20 protein-coding genes and 1 tRNA gene are annotated in these 18,432 nt (G+C 67.8%); 7 read left to right on the top strand and 14 right to left on the bottom strand.

The genetic code is table 11. The features are described 5' to 3' along the window. Positions 1–22 precede the first annotated feature (22 nt). The 4 genes from ACFVWT_RS10210 to ACFVWT_RS10195 all read right to left on the bottom strand — a co-directional run bounded on the left by ACFVWT_RS10210 (position 23) and on the right by ACFVWT_RS10195 (position 5,802). Complete coding sequence (locus tag ACFVWT_RS10210; protein ID WP_390247844.1) at positions 23–1,786, bottom strand: acetyl/propionyl/methylcrotonyl-CoA carboxylase subunit alpha; 1,764 nt, start codon at positions 1,784–1,786, stop codon at positions 23–25. An 8-nt stretch (positions 1,787–1,794) separates the two neighbouring features. Further along, positions 1,795–3,525 carry a carboxyltransferase domain-containing protein gene (locus ACFVWT_RS10205; protein WP_390247654.1) on the bottom strand — a complete coding sequence of 577 codons (1,731 nt, stop codon included), beginning with the start codon at positions 3,523–3,525 and terminating at the stop codon, positions 1,795–1,797. Positions 3,526–3,591: 66 nt separating this feature from the next. Further along, a complete protein-coding gene (locus tag ACFVWT_RS10200) occupies positions 3,592–4,923 on the bottom strand; it encodes an MFS transporter (protein ID WP_390247652.1) in 1,332 nt (443 codons plus the stop codon). 120 nt (positions 4,924–5,043) lie between these two features. Further along, a complete protein-coding gene (locus ACFVWT_RS10195) occupies positions 5,044–5,802 on the bottom strand; it encodes a LamB/YcsF family protein (protein WP_390247650.1) in 759 nt (252 codons plus the stop codon). A gap of 106 nt (positions 5,803–5,908) precedes the next feature. On the opposite strand from ACFVWT_RS10195, the gene ACFVWT_RS10190 reads away from it, so the two are divergent. Continuing rightward, entirely contained in the window at positions 5,909–6,619 is a 711-nt protein-coding gene (locus ACFVWT_RS10190; RefSeq protein ID WP_390247648.1) for a GntR family transcriptional regulator, read from the top strand. Positions 6,620–6,656: 37 nt separating this feature from the next. Here the strand turns inward: ACFVWT_RS10190 and ACFVWT_RS10185 are convergent, their stop codons facing one another. Genes ACFVWT_RS10185 through ACFVWT_RS10175 form a run of 3 tightly spaced genes read right to left on the bottom strand, consistent with a single transcriptional unit; the run spans position 6,657 to position 10,072 of the window. Continuing rightward, positions 6,657–7,619, bottom strand: a complete 963-nt coding sequence (locus ACFVWT_RS10185) for a ribokinase (RefSeq protein WP_390247646.1) — start codon at positions 7,617–7,619, stop codon at positions 6,657–6,659. Then, positions 7,616–9,040 carry an MFS transporter gene (locus tag ACFVWT_RS10180; RefSeq protein WP_390247644.1) on the bottom strand — a complete coding sequence of 475 codons (1,425 nt, stop codon included), beginning with the start codon at positions 9,038–9,040 and terminating at the stop codon, positions 7,616–7,618. The genes ACFVWT_RS10185 and ACFVWT_RS10180 overlap by 4 nt, the downstream gene beginning before the upstream one ends. Continuing rightward, positions 9,041–10,072, bottom strand: coding sequence for a nucleoside hydrolase (locus tag ACFVWT_RS10175; protein WP_390247642.1), 1,032 nt, complete (start codon positions 10,070–10,072; stop codon positions 9,041–9,043). It abuts the gene before it with no gap. A gap of 251 nt (positions 10,073–10,323) precedes the next feature. On the opposite strand from ACFVWT_RS10175, the gene ACFVWT_RS10170 reads away from it, so the two are divergent. After that, complete coding sequence (locus ACFVWT_RS10170; protein WP_390247843.1) at positions 10,324–11,301, top strand: LacI family DNA-binding transcriptional regulator; 978 nt, start codon at positions 10,324–10,326, stop codon at positions 11,299–11,301. Positions 11,302–11,311: 10 nt separating this feature from the next. Here ACFVWT_RS10170 and ACFVWT_RS10165 read toward each other — a convergent pair whose 3' ends face one another. From ACFVWT_RS10165 to ACFVWT_RS10150, 4 genes are all read right to left on the bottom strand, one after another. Then, the gene (locus ACFVWT_RS10165) at positions 11,312–11,965 is read right to left on the bottom strand and encodes a DedA family protein (RefSeq protein WP_390247640.1); all 654 of its coding nucleotides are present in this window, start codon (positions 11,963–11,965) and stop codon (positions 11,312–11,314) included. Between the two features lie 18 nt (positions 11,966–11,983). Then, the gene (locus ACFVWT_RS10160; RefSeq protein ID WP_390247638.1) at positions 11,984–12,538 is read right to left on the bottom strand and encodes a hypothetical protein; all 555 of its coding nucleotides are present in this window, start codon (positions 12,536–12,538) and stop codon (positions 11,984–11,986) included. Between the two features lie 56 nt (positions 12,539–12,594). Beyond that, the gene (locus tag ACFVWT_RS10155) at positions 12,595–13,695 is read right to left on the bottom strand and encodes an FAD-dependent oxidoreductase (RefSeq protein WP_390247842.1); all 1,101 of its coding nucleotides are present in this window, start codon (positions 13,693–13,695) and stop codon (positions 12,595–12,597) included. 77 nt (positions 13,696–13,772) lie between these two features. Continuing rightward, on the bottom strand, positions 13,773–14,327 hold the full coding sequence (locus tag ACFVWT_RS10150) for a cysteine hydrolase family protein (protein WP_390247636.1): 555 nt from the start codon (positions 14,325–14,327) through the stop codon (positions 13,773–13,775). Positions 14,328–14,578: 251 nt separating this feature from the next. On the opposite strand from ACFVWT_RS10150, the gene ACFVWT_RS10145 reads away from it, so the two are divergent. The 3 genes from ACFVWT_RS10145 to ACFVWT_RS10135 all read left to right on the top strand — a co-directional run bounded on the left by ACFVWT_RS10145 (position 14,579) and on the right by ACFVWT_RS10135 (position 15,742). Continuing rightward, a complete protein-coding gene (locus tag ACFVWT_RS10145; protein WP_390247634.1) occupies positions 14,579–14,920 on the top strand; it encodes a YegP family protein in 342 nt (113 codons plus the stop codon). 70 nt (positions 14,921–14,990) lie between these two features. Beyond that, positions 14,991–15,392 (top strand): YidH family protein, encoded by a 402-nt coding sequence (locus ACFVWT_RS10140; protein WP_390247632.1) that lies wholly within the window; start codon positions 14,991–14,993, stop codon positions 15,390–15,392. A 2-nt stretch (positions 15,393–15,394) separates the two neighbouring features. After that, the gene (locus ACFVWT_RS10135; protein WP_390247630.1) at positions 15,395–15,742 is read left to right on the top strand and encodes a DUF202 domain-containing protein; all 348 of its coding nucleotides are present in this window, start codon (positions 15,395–15,397) and stop codon (positions 15,740–15,742) included. Positions 15,743–15,789: 47 nt separating this feature from the next. On the opposite strand, the gene ACFVWT_RS10130 is transcribed toward ACFVWT_RS10135, so the two are convergent. The 3 genes from ACFVWT_RS10130 to ACFVWT_RS10120 all read right to left on the bottom strand — a co-directional run bounded on the left by ACFVWT_RS10130 (position 15,790) and on the right by ACFVWT_RS10120 (position 16,986). Then, positions 15,790–15,966 (bottom strand): hypothetical protein, encoded by a 177-nt coding sequence (locus ACFVWT_RS10130; RefSeq protein ID WP_390247628.1) that lies wholly within the window; start codon positions 15,964–15,966, stop codon positions 15,790–15,792. Positions 15,967–16,016: 50 nt separating this feature from the next. After that, positions 16,017–16,089, bottom strand: a tRNA-Lys gene (locus ACFVWT_RS10125). A 12-nt stretch (positions 16,090–16,101) separates the two neighbouring features. Continuing rightward, entirely contained in the window at positions 16,102–16,986 is an 885-nt protein-coding gene (locus tag ACFVWT_RS10120) for an SGNH/GDSL hydrolase family protein (protein ID WP_390247626.1), read from the bottom strand. A 172-nt stretch (positions 16,987–17,158) separates the two neighbouring features. On the opposite strand from ACFVWT_RS10120, the gene ACFVWT_RS10115 reads away from it, so the two are divergent. Continuing rightward, positions 17,159–17,611, top strand: a complete 453-nt coding sequence (locus tag ACFVWT_RS10115) for a transferase (RefSeq protein WP_390247624.1) — start codon at positions 17,159–17,161, stop codon at positions 17,609–17,611. Positions 17,612–17,746: 135 nt separating this feature from the next. Then, positions 17,747–18,427, top strand: coding sequence for a hypothetical protein (locus ACFVWT_RS10110; RefSeq protein WP_390247841.1), 681 nt, complete (start codon positions 17,747–17,749; stop codon positions 18,425–18,427). Positions 18,428–18,432: the final 5 nt, after the last annotated feature.

The following is an 18,432-nucleotide window of genomic DNA, read 5'->3' as shown; positions in this document are numbered from 1 at the left end:
CCAGCATCCGCGGGTTGTTCACCTAGCCGATCAGCGCGAGCACCGCCCCGGCACTGACCACGCCGCCGGCCTCGGTGCGGATGCCGGTCACCGTTCCGTCGCGGTGCGCCGTCACCTGCGTTTCCATCTTCATGGCTTCAAGAACGACGACGGCGTCCCCCGCCGACACTTCGGCGCCCGGCTCCACGAGCCACTTCACGACGGTTCCGGCCATGTCAGCGCGCAGCTCGCCGGGGTCGGCGGCGAAACCGGCGGCAGCACCGCCGTCGGACGTTCCCTCCAGCGAGACGCCGGCGGGGAGGGCTCCGCCCGAGCGTGCCCAGCCGTCCAGCAGGTCAGCGGGCAGCCCGACTGCCAGGCGGCGGCCGTCCAGTTCGACGGTGATGGTGCGGCGTTCGCCGTCGGGGGCGGTTGTGCTGTAGCCCGGATCGGCCGGGATGCGGTCCGCGAAGTCCGTTTCAATCCAGCGGGTGTGGATGCCCAGCCCGGTCTCAGAGGTGAAATCCGGCGATTCGAGCACGGCGCGGTGGAACGGCAGCACCGTGGCAACGCCGGTGATCTCGATTTCGGCGAGCGCGCGGCGCGCCCGGCGTAGGGCCTGCTGCCGGTCCGCTCCCGTGACGATCAGCTTGGCAAGGAGCGAGTCGAACTGCGGTGCGACGAAGGACCCGGAGCGGACGCCGGTGTCCAGGCGGATGCCCGGTCCGGTGGGGCCGTGGAATTCGGCGATGGTTCCGGGCGAGGGCAGGAAACCGCGCCCCACGTCCTCGGCGTTGAGCCGGAACTCGAAGGAGTGGCCGCGGGGCTCGGGATCCGCGGTGATGCGCAAGGCCTCGCCGTCAGCGATCCGGAACTGCTCCTGGACCAGGTCGATCCCTGTCGTTTCCTCGGTGATGGGGTGCTCCACCTGCAGCCGGGTGTTCACTTCCAGGAAGGCCACGGTACCGTCCGCCGCAACCAGGAATTCCACGGTGCCGGCGCCGGAATAGCCGGCTTCCCGGCAGACTGCCTTCGCGGCGCTGTAAATCTGCTGCCGCTGATCGTCGCTGAGGAACGGTGCGGGTGCTTCCTCCACGAGCTTCTGGTGCCGGCGCTGCAAAGAGCAGTCGCGGGTTCCGACCACCACCACGTTTCCGTGGGTATCCGCCAGGACCTGCGCTTCGACGTGCCGCGGGCGGTCCAGGTAGCGCTCCACGAAGCATTCGCCGCGGCCGAAGGCTGCCACGGCTTCACGGACCGCGGAGTCAAAGGATTCCTCGATCTCGTCCATGTTCCGGACCACCTTCAGCCCGCGCCCGCCGCCGCCGAAGGCCGCCTTGATGGCGATGGGCAGGCCGTGCTGTTCCGCGAAAGCGCGGGCCTCCGCTGCCGAATCCACGGGACCGTCGCTGCCTGCCACGAGCGGGGCGCCTGCCCGGACGGCGATTTCACGGGCGGTGATCTTGTTGCCGAGCTGCCGGATGGCGTCCGGCGCCGGGCCGATCCAGGCCAGACCGGCATCCAGCACTGCCTGGGCGAAATCGGCGTTCTCGGACAGGAAGCCGTAGCCGGGGTGGACGGCGTCGGCACCTGACCTGGCAGCCACCTCGAGCAGCTTCGGAATGTTCAGGTACGTATCCGCCGGGGAGTTGCCGTCCAGGCTGAAGGCTTCACTGGCAGCACCCACGTGCATGGCATCGGCGTCGATATCCGCGTACACGGCAACGGATTCGAGCTGTGCGTCATCGCAGGCTCGGGCAATCCGGACGGCGATCTCACCACGGTTGGCAATCAGGACCTTGCGCATCAAGTTACTCACTTTTCTTGGGAAGTCTGTTCGGGGGACGTCTGTACAGCGGAAGCCTGTTCCGGGGCAGCCGGTTCGGCGGAAGCCTCTTCGGGGACAACGCGGAAGCGGATGCTGCCGCCGATCGGCACCTGGGCGGCAAGGTCCAGTTGGTGGTCCACCACCACCCCGATCACCGGATAGCCGCCCGTGATCGGGTGGTCCGCCAGGAAGAGGACGGGGAGGCCCTCGGGCGGGACCTGGATGGCGCCCGCCACGGTGCCTTCACTGGGCAGTTCGCCCTGCCGGCTGCGCTGCAGGGGCGTGCCATCCAGCCTCATGCCCACCCGGTTGGACTGCGGCTTCACCACCCAGTCCTGCCCGCACAGGGAGTCCATGGCAGCCTGATCGAACCAGTCGGCCCGCGGTCCCGGCACAATGTCCAGTACGGTGACGGCGTCCCCGGGGAAGTCCGGCTGGAGTTCGGGGCTGCCCACCACGCCGGATTCGGTGACGTCGCCGGATGCGAGGAGCTGGCCCGCGGCGAGCGGAGCAGGCCCGATGCCGGACATCGTGTCGGTGGAACGGCTGCCCAGCACCGGCGCGGTGTCCACCCCGCCGCGGACGGCCAGGTAGCTGCGGAACCCGGATTCCGGTGCGCCGAGGGTAAGGATTTCACCGTCGAGCAGGGCAAACGGGGTGGCCATGGGGACGATGCGCTGCCGGGCAGGCTTGCCGGCGTCGTAACCCTCGCCGGATTCAGCGTCCGGTTCAGCGTCCGGCGGCGAATCAATGGTCAGTGTCGACGGCGCCCCGGCGACGGCCAGGACCTGGTCCCCGACGGCCTGGACCCGTAGACCGCCGGCCACGCTTTCGATGGCTGCGGCGGAAGAACCGTTGCCCACCAGCCGGTTGGCCCGGCGTAGCGAAGCCCGGTCCAGCGCGCCGGCGGCAGAGACGCCCAGGGCGGAGTGGCCGTGCCGGCCAAGATCCTGGATGAGGCTTTGCAGCCCGGGTGAAACGACCCGCAGCCCGGAACGTGTTTCCTGGCCCGGCAGCCCCTCCGGCGTTCCTGCGGCCGGTGCGGCTTCGGACGCTGCGGGCTCCGGTGCCATGGTCACAACTTCGCGGACGGCGCGGAACTGGACCCGGTGCCCCGGGCTGGCCAGGGCCGGTTCGGCCCGGTCGAGGTCCCACATGCGGGCGCCGGTGCGGCCGATCAGCTGCCAGCCACCCGGGGACCTGCGCGGATACACCGCCGAATAGTTGCCTGCCAGGGCCACGGATCCGGCGGGCACGGCAGTGCGCGGTGAGCTCCGGCGCGGCACTTCGAGGGTCTGGTTCTCCCCCACCATGTAACCGAAACCGGGTGCGAACCCGGCGAAGGCCACCGTCCAGACCTGGCCGGTGTGGGCTTTGATGACGCCTTCCGCCCCCAGGCCGGTGAGCCGTCCCACTTCGGCGAGGTCCTCGCCGTCGTACACGGTGTCGATGAACACCAGGCCGCCGTCCTGTTTGGCCCGAGCGGTGAGGTCCAGCTCCAGCAGGAGCGCGCCCATGCGGCGGGCAGCCGCCGGCGAGTCCGCGCGGACCATGACGGTCTGCGCTGCCGCCAGCACGTCCACCTGGCCCGGCAGCGGCGATTCCAGGAGCAGGGTCTGGAGGGCGAGGACCTCCTGCGTTCCGGGGAGCTCCGCGAGCACCGCACGCGTGCCCACGGGCCGCACCGAGAGGACCTTGTGGACGGTCAGGGTTTCCATAGCTGCTGCTTTCATCGTTGCCGGGGGCGTGGTCGGGTTTCGTGCCGGATAGGTTTCCCGCGCCGGCTAGGCGTGGGAGTCCGCCAAGAGGCGCTCTTCTTCAGCGGTCTGCGGGTTGCGGCCGAGGGCGAGGCCCACCACCGTTACTGCCGCGGCCACCAGGAGGTAGGCCGCAATCAGGAACCAGTCACCGGAGACCGCGTAGAGGGCGGTGAAGATCAACGGTGCCACGGCTCCGCCGATCACCCCGGCCAGGGTGTAGGCCAGCGAGCTGCCGGCGTAGCGCAGGCGGGCCGGGAACTGCTCAGTGATGTAGGCGGCCTGCGGGCCGTACATGAAGGCGTGGAACGCCAGGCCGATCACCACGCCGATGATAAGCATCAGCACGGATTTGCCATCGATCATGAGGAAGAACAGCGGGATGTAGAGGGCGGTGCCCACCGCTGCGATGCCATAGACCAGGCGGCGGTTGAAGCGGTCCGTCAGGGCGCCGGCCAGCGGGATCAGGAACAGCTGGAACGCCGAGCCGATCAGGATGGCGGTGAGGACGTTGCCGGTGGTCAGGCCGAGTTCCTTGGTGGCATAGACGGCTACGAACACGGTGAACAGGGCGTAGAGGACGTCCGGGCAGACCCGGGACAGGGCGGCGGCAATCAGTGCGCGCGGTTCCCTGGTGAACACCTCGGTGATGGGGGCCTTGGGCTGTTCGCCGTGGGCCGCGATGGCCTTGAAGACAGGGGTTTCCTCAAGCTTGAGGCGGATGATCAGGCCGAACACCACCAGCAGGGCGGAGGCGAGGAAGGCTACGCGCCAACCCCAGGAGAGGAAGGCTTCGTTGCTGAGGGTGGCCGCCAGCACAGCCAGGACGCCGTTGGCCATCAGGTTTCCGGCCGGCGGCCCGATCTGGGCCGCGGAGGACCAGAAGCCGCGCTTGTTGGCGTCACCGAATTCGCTGGAGAGCAGGACGGCACCGCCCCATTCGCCGCCGACGCCGATGCCCTGGGCCAGGCGCAGGAGCACCAGGATGGTGGGTGCTGCCACGCCGATAACGGAGTAGTCGGGGAGCAGGCCGATGAGGACAGTGGCGACGCCGATCAGCATCAGGGTGACCACAAGGACGTGCTTACGGCCGATCTTGTCGCCCAGGCGGCCGAAGATCACGCCGCCGATGGGCCGTGCCAGGTAACCTACGGCGAAAGCCGAGAAGGAAAGCAGGAGTCCTACGAACTCGTCGTTGCCCGGGAAGAAGATCTTGGGGAAGACCAGCGCCGAGGCCACCGAGTAGATGGCGAAGTCGTAGTACTCCAGCGAGGTGCCCGTCAGGCTGGCAATGTATGCCTTCAGGGCGCCGGGCGGGATCTTCCGGCCGGTACGGGCGGCCGAGTGGTGTGTGGTCATGGTCTTTCCTTCAGGGGTGCGGTGGTGCTGCCTGCGTGCTGGGCGCGGTTGCTGGGCGGAACTCTTTACTCCGCGAAGCGGTGGCGGGGTGAGGCGTAGGCCGTTCAGGCGAACGCGGTCTTAGGCAAAAGCTTTGATGGTGATGCCGGCGTCGGAAAGCGCAGCCTTCACTGCGACAGCCATGGCAACGGCCCCGGGGGAATCGCCATGGACGCAGATGCTGTCTGCATTGATTCTCAGGATGGAGCCGTCCACGGTGCGGATGGCGGAGTCGGCAGCCATCCGCAGGACGTGTTCGGCCACCTGGGCCGGGTCATGCAGGACGGCTCCGGGGAGCGAGCGGGAAACGAGCGTGCCGTCGGGGTTGTACGCGCGGTCGGCGAAGGCTTCGGAAACAGCGCGGAGTCCGGCTGCTTCTGCCAGGCGAAGCACCTCCGAGCCGGGAAGGCCGAGGATGGGGAGTGAGGCGTCGATCGACTTGACGGCGTCGACGACGGCGCGTGCCTGGGCGGTGTGGGAGACGATCGCGTTGTACAGGCCGCCGTGCGGCTTCACGTAGCGGACGCGGGCGCCTTCGGTGGCGGCCAGCGCCTGCAGCGCACCGATCTGGTAGACGATGTCGTCCGCCAGTTCGCTGGGATCGATGTCCACGAAGCGGCGGCCGAATCCGGAGAGGTCACGGTAACCCACATGGGCACCGATCATCACGCCGGCCTGCACGGCTTCGCGGCAGGTGCGGCGGATAACGGTGGGATCGCCCGCGTGGAAACCGCAGGCCACGTTGGCGCTGGACACGGATTGGAACATCGCCGTGTCGTCACCCAGGGTCCAACGGCCGAAGGACTCGCCTACGTCGCTGTTCAGATCCATATACACCATTGTGATCCTCGTCTCATCGATTTACTCCTACTAGGATGCACCAAATTTAGCGATTGTTCAACAATCCTTCGATTCAACGATGTGACGATCGTGTAAATTCTGGAGTATGGCCACTTCTGCAGCAGCAACCCGGGGCAACTCCACAGCACTCTCAAGCGCATCAACGGCAGCAGCCCGGCTGCGCGTCGCCGTGCCGTCGGTGGCGGACAGGGTGGCCGATGAACTGCGCCTGCAACTGGCTGAAGGAATCCTGCTCCCGGGCGCACGGCTGACCGAATCCACGATTGCCGAGGACCTCGGCGTCTCCCGCAACACGGTGCGCGAAGCTTTCGCCGAGCTTGCAAGCGAACGGCTGGTGATCCGGCACCCCAACCGCGGGGTTTTTGTAGCCAGCCTGGAAGCCGGCGATATCCACGACGTCTACACCGTCCGCCGCACCATCGAAGTCAGCGCCATCCGCGGCGGGGGCAGCCCGGAAGCGGTGGCGGCCGTGCGGGCGGCGGTGGAGGAAGGCAAGCTCGCGGCCGCCGCGAACGACGACGAGGGGCTGGGCACCGCAAACCAGCACTTCCACGGCGCCATCGTGGCCATGGCCGGCAGCCGCCGGCTGAACACCATCATGTCCCAGGTCCTGGCCGAGATGCGGCTGTTCTTCCACAAGGCCACGATGGATGCGCACTTCTACAGCGGCTACCTCAAGGACAACGAGGAGATCTGCGAGGCACTGGAGGCCGGCGAGTTCGAGCGGGCCGCCGAGCTGCTGCTGGCGTACCTTGACCGCTCCGAGGAGAAGCAGGCCGAAGTCCACGGGGAATAGGGCGGGGCTGCGCGGATCATGCTGACCATCTCGGCGGCTACGCCCGCTTCCGCTCCACGTCAGCAACACCGGCGTACGCAGCCTGCGTGCCCTTGCGGGTTGCGGCCAGGGCCGCAGCTATGGAGGCGAACGCAGCGGCCTCGGCCAGCGGCTCACCGGCGGCGAGCCGTGCGGCCACGGCGCCGGTGAAGGCATCGCCGGCGCCCGTGGTGTCCACAGCATGGACCTTGACCGGAGCGATCCTGGTAACACGGTCCGCGCCGGCGGACGCCGAGTCCAGGACAACCGACCCGCTGGATCCGAGGGTGACCACGACCCGCTTTAAGCCGCGCGCGGCGAAGCGCTCCCGGACCTGGTCCCACGCGGCGTCGTCCGCTTCGGCATCAGGCATCTCCCCTGCCCCCAGGAACAGCGACGCTTCGTGCGCGTTGACCAGGAGCACGTCGGTCAGGTCCGCCAGGCTCTGCGGGATTTCGCCGTAAGGCGAGAGGTTCAGCAGGACCGTCGCACCGGCGTCGTGCCCCTTGACGGCGGCGGCTTCCACAGTGTCCAGGCTGACCTCGAGGCAGAGGCACACCACGGAGGCGCCGTCGAACGCGTCCGCGGACGCCGCGACATCGGCGGGCGCAAGGGTTCCGTTGGCTCCGGCGGAAATGATGATGTTGTTCTCGCCGTGCTGGTCCACCGCGATCACGGCGACTCCCGTGGCCGCGGACTGCGACGTGCGCACATGCGAAATGTCCACGCCGGCGCCCGCGGTGGAGGACAGGAGCATCTCGCCGTTGGGGTCGTCCCCCACTGCCCCGACCAGGCTGACTGCCCCGCCCAGCAAGCTTGCCGCCACGGCCTGGTTGGCGCTTTTGCCGCCGGGATTGACGGCGAATCCGGTGCCGTGCACTGTCTCGCCCGGCAGCGGGAGCCGTTCGCAGTAGATGGTCAGGTCCGCGTTCAGGGAGCCGACGACGACGATCCGGCCGTGCGCGTCCGTTGCGGCGCTCATTCGGCCACCTCGGCTTCAACCGGCTTGGGGATCAGGAGCGAGGCACCGAAGGCGGCAACGGTGATGACCAGGCCGACCACCACGACGGTCAGGTACGACGCCTTGGCGTCCCCGAGCGCCGAGGTTGCCACCAGCACGGCCGGAAGCACCAGGAAGCTGAGCCCTGCGCCCAGGTTGAAGGCACCGGCGTTCATGCCGGGCAGGAAGCCCGGGTTTCCGGCGGGCGAAAGCACCACTCCGAGTCCGTTCAGCATGATGTTGACCGTACCGGCGTACATGATGCCCAGCAAGACCGTACCGGCGACCATCATCGGCAGGCTGCCCAGGCCGAAGAAGGCGATCAGGGCCAGCGCGGCGATGCTGCCCAGCAGGCCGATGCGCAGCACCCTGGTGTATCCAAGGACCGGTGCCAACCGGCCGCTGAGCGGGCCAACCACCCAGCCGAGCAGGGCGTACGGGGTCAGGATGATCAGCGACATTTCCGTGGGACCCACTCCGAAGCCCGGAGCGGCCGCCTGCACATACGCCGGGACGATGCCGTTGATGACGGCGAAAATCCCGGTCATGGTGAGCGTGGTGGTTAACAGGGGCGCCCAGGTGGAGCGCTGGCGCAGGTGCACGATCTCCACCATGGGCTCCTTGGAACGCTTTTCGACGGTCCAGAAGGCGTAGAAGGCGACGGCGGCGACCGCCACCAGCCCGATGGCCAGCATCAGGGTGCCCGCCGAGAAGCCGCCCACCAGCTTGGAGCCCTCATTGAGGGCGGTCAGTAGCGCGCCGACAGCAACAACAATGAAGAAGACGCCGAGCCAGTCCATCGTGGTGCCGGCCGCGGGCTTGCTTTCGCCGGCCAGGAGAGCGATCAGTGCGATGGCCACCAGGGCCAGGACCACCATGAGCCAGAAGATGCTGCGGAAGCCGAAGTGTTCGGCAAAGTAGCCGCCCACAAAGGAGTCGACGCCGGCCACGCCCCCGTTGACTGCCGTGATGAGGCCCATGAGCGTCCCGTATTTGCGCGGGTTGCTGACCGCGGAGCGCAGCATGATGAGGCACAGCGGCACGGTGGGACCGCTGACGCCCTGGATGATGCGCCCCACGAAGAGCCAGGTGACGTCCGGGGCCAGTGCGGCGATGACCGAACCGACGGCCATCAGCAGCATCATGCCGATCAGGATCTTCTTCCGTCCGATGATGTCGCTCAGGCGCGGCAGGAAGAGGGAAAACAGCGCGGCCGCGGTGAAGAACCAGGTCTGGGACAGGCCGATGACGGCCTGGTCGGTGTTGAGTTCCTTCCCCATGGTCACCAGGGCCGGGCTGAGCATGGAGGCGTTGAGCTGGAACGCCACGCAGGAGGCCAGCAGGGCCACCATCAGGGCGGTGACGTTGCCGCGGGTGGTTTTGGTTTCGGTGAGCGTGGTCATTTACTTGACCCCTCCGGCTGCTGCGCCGGCTGTGACGACGGCCGGGGCCGCCAGCACGGGTTCGCCGATTCGGATGAGGGCGTCGGTGACGAGGTCCCAGAACCGTGCATGGTCCAGGTCCACGGCGACGGAGGTGTTGCAGTCTGCCGGGGCCGGGGCACGGAAGTCTGCAACGGTCATCCCGAGGGTCAGCCTGCCGTGCAGTTCGATGTCCACCGGAACCTTGCGGGTGGTGACGATGCTGGGATCGATCACGTAAGCCACGGCGCAGGGGTCGTGGACCGGCGGGTGGTCGAAGCCCTGGGCGTCCTTGTAGGTCTTGGTGAAGAACTCCATCAGTTCCAGGACGAACCTGGCGGGTCCGGTTCCCACGGCGGCGATCTTCTCCACCACCCCGGGGGTGGCCAGCGCCTGGTGGGTGAGGTCCAGGCCCACCATCACCACGGGCCATGCCTCGTTGAACACGATGTGCGCGGCTTCTGGGTCGATGATGATGTTGAATTCCGCCACGGCGCTCCAGTTGCCCACGTGGTAGCCGCCGCCCATCAGGACCACTTCCTTGACGCGTTCCACGATGCGCGGTTCCTTGCGGGCGGCCATGGCGATGTTGGTGAGGCCGGCGGTGGGGACCAGGGTCACAGTGCCGGGTTCGTGCGCCATCACAGTGTCAATGATGAGGTCGACGGCGTGGCGCGGGTCCAGCTGGATGGCGGACTCGGGCTGGGCGGGGCCGTCCATGCCGGTTTCGCCGTGGATGTCCGGCGCAGTTTCGATGGTGCGCACCAGCGGGCGGTCGCAGCCGGCGGCGAAGGGGACGCCCGTGATGCCGGCGATTGTGCCGACGGACAGGGCGTTGCGGGTGACTTTTTCGAGGGTCTGGTTGCCCACCACCGTGGTGACGGCAAGCAGTTCGATATCGGGGTTGCCGTGCGCCAGCAGCAAGGCCACGGCGTCGTCATGCCCGGGGTCGCAGTCCAGGATGATCTTCTTGCGGGCAGGGGTCACGGGGTTGGGGTCCACGTCTATCTCCACGTCGTTGGGGGCCCGCCCGGAGGCAGGGTGCTAAAGCAAACAGGGAGATCATGGCACCTTACGAAGGGTTACGTCAAGCGCTTAACGTTAATGGCGTTAAGCGCTTGACGCCACGCGGGGGGTGATCCGCAGGTGGAGCGGCACAAGGGCTCACCGCGCCCACTACGATCGAGGGTATGGAATCCGCGCACCACGTACAGCACCAACCGGGCACCGGACCCAGGGCCGCAGCGCCGCGGGTCACGGCGGCCATGGTTGCCGCCCGCGCGGGGGTTTCCACGGCCACCGTTTCCCTGGTGGCCAACGGCAAGACCCGCGGCCGCGTGTCGGAAGACAACATTTCGCGCGTGCGGGACGCCATCTCCGAACTGGGCTATGTGGTGGACGGCATCGGGAGCTCCCTGGCCAAGGGAGTGAGTTCGATTGTCATCCTGGTGGCGCCGGACATCTCCAACCCGTTCTTCGCCAAGGTGATCGCCGGCGTGCGCGAATCGCTGGGCGCCGACTACCAGCTGCTCCTGTCCGTCACGGAGGCCGGCGAGTTTCCGCAGGCCGACGATGTCCGGAAGCTGATGGCGCTGCGGCCCGCAGGCCTGCTGGTGGATGCCCCCGACGCCGAATTCCTGGAGGAACTGTCCACTACGGGCCCGCTGGTGCTGCTGGACGCTCCCGGCCTCGAGGCCTACGCCCCGTCGGTGAACCTCGATGTGGCGCACGGCGCGCGGGAGCTGGCAGCGCACCTGGCCGCGGCTGGGCACAAATGCGCGGCGTACGTGGACAGCGTGACGGGAACGGCCACGTTCGATGTGCGGCGCACCGCGTTCCTCGAGGAGGCTTCGGCGCGCGGGATCTCAGTGCCGTCCGAATGCATCATCAGCACCACCATCGACGTGGGGACGGCGGCCGCGGCGTTCGCCCGGGCATGGCCGCAGTGGCGGCGGAACGGGGTCACCGCCGTCGTCTGCGGTACCGATACGCACGCCTACGGCGTACTGCAGGAAGCCCGCGTTGCGGGGGTTCGGATCCCCGAAGAGCTGGCGGTGGCGGGTTTCGATGACCTGCCGTATTCCGCCACCAGCAATCCGGGCCTGACGAGCGTGCATCTGCCGGCCACGCCCCTCGGACTGAAGGCCGGCGAGCAGTTGCGCTCCCTCATGGAGGGCCGTCCGCTGGAGCAGCCCCAGGTGACGCTGGAAAGCTCCCTGGTGATCCGGGGATCAACAGCCTGACGGGCGTCCCTCAGCCCCGGTTCTGGTCCACCCGTTCGCGCTGCCGCCGGTACGCCCTGATCGAAACCCAGGCAATCACGGCTGCAAGCGCGGCATAGACGGCGTAATTAAGGTATTTGGAGTACTCCTCGATGAGGTGGTACTGCGCTCCGAGGAGCACGCCGAGGCCGATCAGCAGGCCGTTCCAAAGCCCGCTCCCGGCAATCGTGAAGATACTGAACGTGGCCAGGTTCATTTTCTCCGCACCGGCGGGCAGGGAAATCAGGCTGCGCACCCCGGGCAGGAAGCGGCCGAAGAACACCGCCGACTTGCCGTGGCGCTGGAACCAGTCGGCGGCCTTCTCGAAGTCCTCCCGGTCCATCAGCGGCAGGCGGGACAGCCCGCGGATGGACCGCTCCAAGCCAAGCTTCGCGCCGATCCAGTACAGCAGGAGCGCGCCGGCGTAGGCGCCCAGGGTGCTGGTGAGGAACACGAGGGCCAGGCTCATGCTCCCCTGTTTGGTGAGGAAACCCGCCAACGGCAGGATGACCTCGCTGGGGATGGGCGGGATGATGGTTTCGGCAAAGGTGAAGAGTCCGACGCCCCACTCCCCCAGCGCATCGATGCCGCGGGCGGCGAAGCCGGCTATCCCGGTGAGCTCGTCAACGGCGTTTGCGGTAGTCATGGCGGGCCTTCCTGAATGTCAGCGGGCTGCGGGGCGGAACCTCATGAAACCAAACGCCGAGGAGAGCAGGAGCATCCCGCCGCCCAGGGCGACCAGGTATCCCGCGAGGGGAACGGTCGCCTCCCCGGCCCTGCCGGAATCCGGAGGTGCCGCTGTCAGCGTACGGGCTGAGCGGGACGGCACCGGCGATGCCGCGCCCGCCGGCGGCGCGGTAAAGCTTGCGGCGGACGGCGCCCCGGCGGACGCCGAGGGGGCGGGGGCTGAACCCTCACTGGCGACGATTTGCTGCGCCGGCACGTTATCCGCGCCGGAACCGGGGCCTGGGGGCTGTGTGTCTGCGGGACCGGCGCCGCCTTGCGCGGGTCCGGGGCTGACTGCTCCTGCCGGTGCAGTTGCAGGCGATGTGGGCGCCGGGGAAGGCGGCCCGCCGGAGACGCAGAAACGGCCCGCGGCAGCCGGAACCTGCTTGTCCGGGCAGGGTTCGGCACTTGCAGGTGCAGCGAAACCCAGGAAGAAGGCTGCGGCGACGGACAGCACCGCGAGGATGCAGGGAAGCATTCGACCGTTGCGCATGTCACCCTACGCTACCTGCTCCGGAGAAATCCGTCCTGCCGCCCGGGGGCCTGAACCTAGCGCCGGGCGGTGAAGCGGGCGGGCGCGCCCCCGCCGTCGGAGAGGTCTGCAAGCACCCGGCCAATGGCCGGCGTGAACTTGAACCCGTGGCCGGAGAAGCCCGCTCCCACCACCACCGGACCAAAACGGTCCAGCACGAAGTCCTCGTTGGCGGTGCTGGTGTACGTGCAACTGATGGGAACCGCCGACTCCGCGTCCACGCCCGGGAGCCACTCCCGGACGTAACGCACCAGCGCCTCCAGCTGGACAGGTTCGGGGGTAAAGCTGCGCGCGTCCGGGTCCGTCACGGGCCCCACGCCGTGCCAGCCCGCCTTGACGCCCTCGCCAGGGGTGAGCATGCCGTAGACGGGGCTGTACCAGTACGCGTCGCGGGGATCATCCGGGTCCGGGTTGTGGTTGAAGCTGGGCCAGGCCAGCGAGTCGTCCAGCGGCGTGAAGTGCGCAGGCTGCTCCTGCGTGACCACAAGCTCCGGCAGCGTGACCCGGTTCCCGAGGAGCTTGCCGGTCCACGCGCCGGCGGTGACCACCACACGGCGCGCGGTGATCTCGCCGGAGTCGATAACGACGACGGCGCGGTCGCCGTCAACGCGGATGTCGCGGACCGGCGTTGAGTAGTCAAAGCGGGCGCCGTGCGCCTCGGCGGCCTGGCGCAGCGCCAGCAGCGCGTCGGCGGCGCGGACCCGTCCCGAACCGGGCACCACCAGCACGTCGCTCCGGAAGTTCATGCCCCGCCAGCGCTCCGCCGCCTCGGCTGCCGGAATGAAGTGGCTCTCAATGCCCCGTGCCGCGTGCGACGAACGGACCTCCCGCAGCCGCCGGACGTTGCCGTGGTTCACCAAGCCCACGAGGTCCAGGAGCTGCGTGCCTGTTTCCCCCTCAAGCTCGCCCCAGAGGTCTTTGGCCTCGGTGACCAGGTCCAGGTAGTCGGCCTCGGCGTAGGCCATGTTGAAATTGCGGGTCGCACCGTGGGAGGCGCCGATGTGATGCCCCTGTTCAAACTGCTCCAGCAGGACCACAGACCTGCCGCGGCGGGCAAGCTGCCACGCGGCAGCGGATCCCATCGCGCCTCCGCCGACCACGACGACGTCAACTTCCACCACAGCTCCACCCAGTTCGATCCCGCGGCCTCGCCAAGAGGCCTGTTGCCGGGACCCATTCTCCCGGATTGCCCGGCTCAGCCCGCGAAAGTTACATCCTTGCTGTCCTCAACCGCAGCCGTGCGGCCGGGAGCCGTGTGATATTTCCAGTAGAGGTTGGTGTGCGCAATGACCTTGTCCGGCGGCGGGGCACCCCACTCGCTCTGGTCCTCCGTGGTGTGCGCATCGCCAACGAGGGTCACGTCGTAGCCGCGGACAAAGGCGCCGTGGATGGTGGAGCGGATGCACTCATCCGTCTGCGCGCCGGTCACCACCAGGCGTCCGACCGCTGCTCCGGCCAGCACATCTTCGAGGTCGGTGTCCTCGAAGGAGTCCGCGAACGACTTGTGCACCAGCGGTTCCGGATCCTGCCGCTGCAGTTCCGGAACGTACTGCCAGGCATCACTTCCCTTTTCCAGCTGCTCATCCGAGTGCTGGACCCAGACGATCGGCACGCCTTCGCCCCGCGCTTTGTCAACGAGGGCGGCGATATTGGCGACGACGGCGTCGCGCCGGTGCACATCGGCCACCACTCCGTTCTGGACGTCGATCACCAGCAAGGCGGTGTTGGGTCGATCCGACAGTGTGGTCATTACGGGCTCCTCAGTGTTTGCCGGGACACGCGACGGCTCTGGAGTGGCATCCGTTGCATGCATTTTACGTGGGCTTAACTTGATCGGTCTTGTGAGCCTACAAGGGGCCGGGACAGACTTGAAGCACTTGATGAACCGATCAATTCTGATCGTTCGACCAGACCAGCGGAAGCTGTTCGCAGAGATGCGTTCGGCCCGTTTTCGCGGCGAAGCTGCCGGCGGGCCGGTTCCGCAGACCGGAAGGATTAGTTATGGCCGGGAAGTTTGAAGTTTTCGTCGATGCAGAGTTGCAGTACCGCTTCCGGCTGACGACGCCGGAAGGAGCCGAGCTTGCCGTGTCAGGCGCCTACCGCGACAAGCAGTCGGCGGTGGCGGCCATCGAAGCGGTCCGCGAGTGCGCGGGAATGGGGCTGATCAGCGACCTCTGCCCTGCCGGCAGTTCGGTCCCGGCGCCCGCCCAGGCACCGGCTGCTGCGACGCCTGCCCCCGTCCCCGCGGCCTGCGACCCCCGGCGGTTGCCGGTTGACGGCTTCCGCAAGCACGCCGCGGTCCGCCGGCCCCCCGCCGTCCCGCACTGGTCGGGGGCTGCCTGACCCGCGGCCGGTAACGTGGTACGCAGTAGAGGGAGCATGCTGCGACCTGCCGTGCGCGGAGGGATTCACGTTGTCAGAAGATTCGAACACCGGAGAGCCGGATCCGAGGGGCCGGCTGACGTCCCGGATCCTCCGCGGCGGCACCGAGCCCGATCCGCGGTTTACCCTGGCGAATGAGCGGACGTTCCTGGCGTGGATCCGGACGTCGCTGGCCCTGCTGGCCGGTGGCGTTGCGGTCGAAGCCTTTATGGCCGAGCTCCTGGGCCCCGAACTGCGCAAGACCATTTCAGTCCTGCTGCTGGTCCTGGCGCTGCTGATCGGCGGCGGCTCGTTCTTCCGGTGGGTGAACGTGGAACGGGCCATGCGGCGAAAAGCACCCATGCCGCTCCCCCTTATGGCCCCGGTACTGGCAATCGGCGGGGCCCTCGTGGCAGCCATCATGGTGGTTTTCGTTATCGTCCGGCCGGCCTGAGCATGGCCGACCGCAGCGGTGCCTCCTGGCACGGCGATACCGGCCTCCAGCCGGAACGCACTGACCTGGCCTGGAGCCGCACCACCCTGTCCATGGTGATCGCTGCGTCAGTCTTCCTGCGGTGGATGCCCCACCACGGCTGGTTTGTCGGGACGCTGGTCGGCGGCGCCGTCGTCACCGCGCTGGCCATCAATCTCACCCAAAAGCGCCGGTTCCATCGGGCCGTCCGGGGCATCAGGCAGGAAACCATGCCACCGCATATAGGTTCGACGGCGGCGGTCGCCGCCAGCGTCGTCGTCCTCGCCCTGCTGGGGATTTACACCGTACTGTTCCTCCCGCTGCAGCCGTGAGCGGAGCATACCCGGCGCGACGGCCTGCCGTGGCACCGGGAGGCGTGTCAGAAGAGCGTCAGCTGGCCGTCTGCTGATCCGCTGGAGTCGGGCAGCGCCCCTTCTGGCAAGCTCATTCCCACCATTTCCTTGACGTCCGGAAGCAGTTCGCCAATGCAGGTCTGACCCTCCAGCACCGGGATCACCGCCATGTTTGCACTGCCTTCGGTGCTTAAATCTGCCACTGGGTGAGTTTATGGCAGGGCACCGACGCTGACGGGGCGACACTCCACTGTGCACCCGGTGGGGCTCGAACCCACGACCCGAGGATTAAAAGTCCCCTGCTCTCCCAGCTGAGCTACGGGTGCGCCGTCGTCTGCTCACGCCTGGCCCTCCATGACGACGGCGGGTTGCCCGGAACTGTTGACCGGGGCGGCAGAGGGCCGCTTCGCGGTCGGTTCCGTGACGCCGGCGGGCCTGCGGACCCGTCGCCACGCCCACGGCAGCAGATACCTGCGGGCCCAGACGAGGTCCTCGGCCCTGGCCCGGCGCCAGTCGCCCTGTGTCAGGTCTCCCGCTGGCAGAGGCTGCAGCGGGTGCCCCACCCCAAGCGCATCGAGCACCCTCATCGCCACGGCATGGTGACCCAGCGGGGACAAGTGCAGCCTGTCCGGGTCCCACATCCGCGGGTCCCGGAGCTCCCGCAGTCCCCAGAGATCGGCGATGACAGCGTTATGCCGGGAGGCGATCACACGGATGTTTTCGTTGAAGACTGCGACTTTGCTCCGGTTACGGCCCAGCACGGGCGTAGATCCCCAGTCCGGCCCGGTGAAGAGCACCAAAGTGGCACCGGAAGAACCCAGGAGTGCCACGCCGTCGTCGAGCCTGTCAGCGAGTTTGTCCGGATCGCTGCCGTGGAAGACCATGTCGTTGCCTCCGGCGGAGAGCGTGATCAGATCCGGCTGCAGGACCAGCGCCGGACCGGTCTGCCGGGCCAGGATCTGGTCCAGCAGGAGGCCGCGCACGGCCAGATTCGCGTACGCGAAGTCCGCTCGGCCGGCAGACAGTTCCTCTGCCACACGGTCGGCCCAGCCGCGCACTCCCCCGGGACGCCGGGGGTCGGGGTCGCCCACTCCTTCGGTGAACGAGTCCCCCAGCGCCACGTACCGGCGCCACGGGTGCCCGTCCACAATGGCCGGATACCCCGCGCCGCGCACACCACCTTGGGGCTGGCGCCCTGACAGGTCCTTGTCATTCGTTGTCACCACACACCTCCTTGTGGGAAGCCTGCGCCCTTTCCCTGATTAACCACCGAACCGGTCCACATGTTCCGTAAATCGGGCGGAATGCCGTGTTTGTGAAAGGAATGCTTGATGCTCACCGGGTGTTAAAAAGAGTGTCCGCTGTTATGGGTTACACCGGACTGACGGGAAGGTAATGAGCAGGAAAATCGAAACAGTCGAGGACGACGCCGGGAAGGTCATCAGCTACCACCGGCACCCCAACGGCGGCGGCCTGATCGGCCGTGGGGCCGACGTGGATGAGTCGTCCTTCATCAGTTCAACCGCCTATGTGGAGGCCGGCGCCCAGGTGGGGGCCGGATGCCGGGTGGGCGGCGGCAGCTGGATCGACCGGCGTGCGCGTGTCGGCCACAAAGTGGTGATCGGCGATGCTGTGTACGTCGGGCAGGGAGCGGTGATCGGCCACCGGGCCCACATCGGCAGCCACTCCAAGATCGGAGCGGGCGCCGTGATAGGTCACGGAGTCCGCCTCCACGGCGACAGCAAGGTGGCCCAAGGCAGCCGCCTCCCGGCCAGGACCAGGGCCACGGTAAGTTCTCCGCCGCGGTCCCTTCCGGATGGGAAGCGCCAGGCCCGCGAGGCTGCCTGAGACCGCCGGTTCACCGGCGATCCCGCCCATGCCGATTGAGTCAAAGGGCGGGCCCAAAGCCTCTCGTGGACCGCCCCTAAGTTGGATTACCTTGGGCCATACCCACCGTTAGGTTATCGAAAGCTGGGACGCGTGATGGGTGGCGCAAGGGATTCTGATGGCGGCCTGGACCGCGACGACGGCAGCGCCCCGGAAGAAGTTCCCCTCCCGGCAGTTCCGTCGGCTACCAGCCGGGAAACTGTCGTTGCCAGGCAAGAGGAACAGTTTGGCGGCATCAAGGTGGGTGCGGCCTTCTTTGGCTGGCTGACGGCGACCGCGATGACGGTTTTGCTCGCTGTCTTCGTTGTGGCCGCCGGGAGGGCGGGGCTTCTGTCCGGCGTGGGCGTGGCCGCAGGATCCGGCCTAATACTCCCATGGCCCGGTGGCGTCGCCGGCGTGGCCCTGCTTCTGGTGGTCCCCTTCTTCGCGTATTTCTCGGGCGGCTACGTTGCCGGACGGATGGCGCGGTTCAACGGCGTCGGCCAAGGCCTCATGGTGTGGCTGTGGGCTGTTATCGTGGCCGCGGCAGTGGCCCTCGTGGCCATGGTGGGTGGCATTATCGGCGGCGGGCAATTCAATGTCTGGAACATGCTCAATGAGTTTCTTCGGCTCCCCGTAGCTGAAGCCCCGGTGAGTACAAGCAGCATTATCGCGGCCATCGCCGTCGCCGCCCTAGCTCTGCTGGGCTCCGTTCTGGGCGGCATGGTTGGAGTTCATTACCACCGGAAAGTGGACCGGGCGGGCTTCACACCGGCGGAAAAGTACTTCCACCCCTAGGCCCG

Source organism: Arthrobacter sp. NPDC058288 (assembly GCF_042880995.1).
Classification (GTDB): domain Bacteria; phylum Actinomycetota; class Actinomycetes; order Actinomycetales; family Micrococcaceae; genus Arthrobacter.
Note: the sequence above shows the minus strand (reverse complement) of the source record. Positions and strands in the feature narration are given on the sequence as shown.

Bases quoted from the DNA above. Each gene is read 5' to 3' on its own strand.
- ACFVWT_RS10210 (WP_390247844.1), bottom strand. From the start codon at position 1,786: ATGCGCAAGGTCCTGATTGCCAACCGTGGTGAGATCGCCGTCCGGATT.
- ACFVWT_RS10205 (WP_390247654.1), bottom strand. From the start codon at position 3,525: ATGGAAACCCTGACCGTCCACAAGGTCCTCTCGGTGCGGCCCGTGGGC.
- ACFVWT_RS10200 (WP_390247652.1), bottom strand. From the start codon at position 4,923: ATGACCACACACCACTCGGCCGCCCGTACCGGCCGGAAGATCCCGCCC.
- ACFVWT_RS10195 (WP_390247650.1), bottom strand. From the start codon at position 5,802: ATGGTGTATATGGATCTGAACAGCGACGTAGGCGAGTCCTTCGGCCGT.
- ACFVWT_RS10190 (WP_390247648.1), top strand. From the start codon at position 5,909: ATGGCCACTTCTGCAGCAGCAACCCGGGGCAACTCCACAGCACTCTCA.
- ACFVWT_RS10185 (WP_390247646.1), bottom strand. From the start codon at position 7,619: ATGAGCGCCGCAACGGACGCGCACGGCCGGATCGTCGTCGTCGGCTCC.
- ACFVWT_RS10180 (WP_390247644.1), bottom strand. From the start codon at position 9,040: ATGACCACGCTCACCGAAACCAAAACCACCCGCGGCAACGTCACCGCC.
- ACFVWT_RS10170 (WP_390247843.1), top strand. From the start codon at position 10,324: ATGGTTGCCGCCCGCGCGGGGGTTTCCACGGCCACCGTTTCCCTGGTG.
- ACFVWT_RS10165 (WP_390247640.1), bottom strand. From the start codon at position 11,965: ATGACTACCGCAAACGCCGTTGACGAGCTCACCGGGATAGCCGGCTTC.
- ACFVWT_RS10160 (WP_390247638.1), bottom strand. From the start codon at position 12,538: ATGCGCAACGGTCGAATGCTTCCCTGCATCCTCGCGGTGCTGTCCGTC.
- ACFVWT_RS10150 (WP_390247636.1), bottom strand. From the start codon at position 14,327: ATGACCACACTGTCGGATCGACCCAACACCGCCTTGCTGGTGATCGAC.
- ACFVWT_RS10145 (WP_390247634.1), top strand. From the start codon at position 14,579: ATGGCCGGGAAGTTTGAAGTTTTCGTCGATGCAGAGTTGCAGTACCGC.
- ACFVWT_RS10135 (WP_390247630.1), top strand. From the start codon at position 15,395: ATGGCCGACCGCAGCGGTGCCTCCTGGCACGGCGATACCGGCCTCCAG.
- ACFVWT_RS10115 (WP_390247624.1), top strand. From the start codon at position 17,159: ATGAGCAGGAAAATCGAAACAGTCGAGGACGACGCCGGGAAGGTCATC.
- ACFVWT_RS10110 (WP_390247841.1), top strand. From the start codon at position 17,747: ATGGGTGGCGCAAGGGATTCTGATGGCGGCCTGGACCGCGACGACGGC.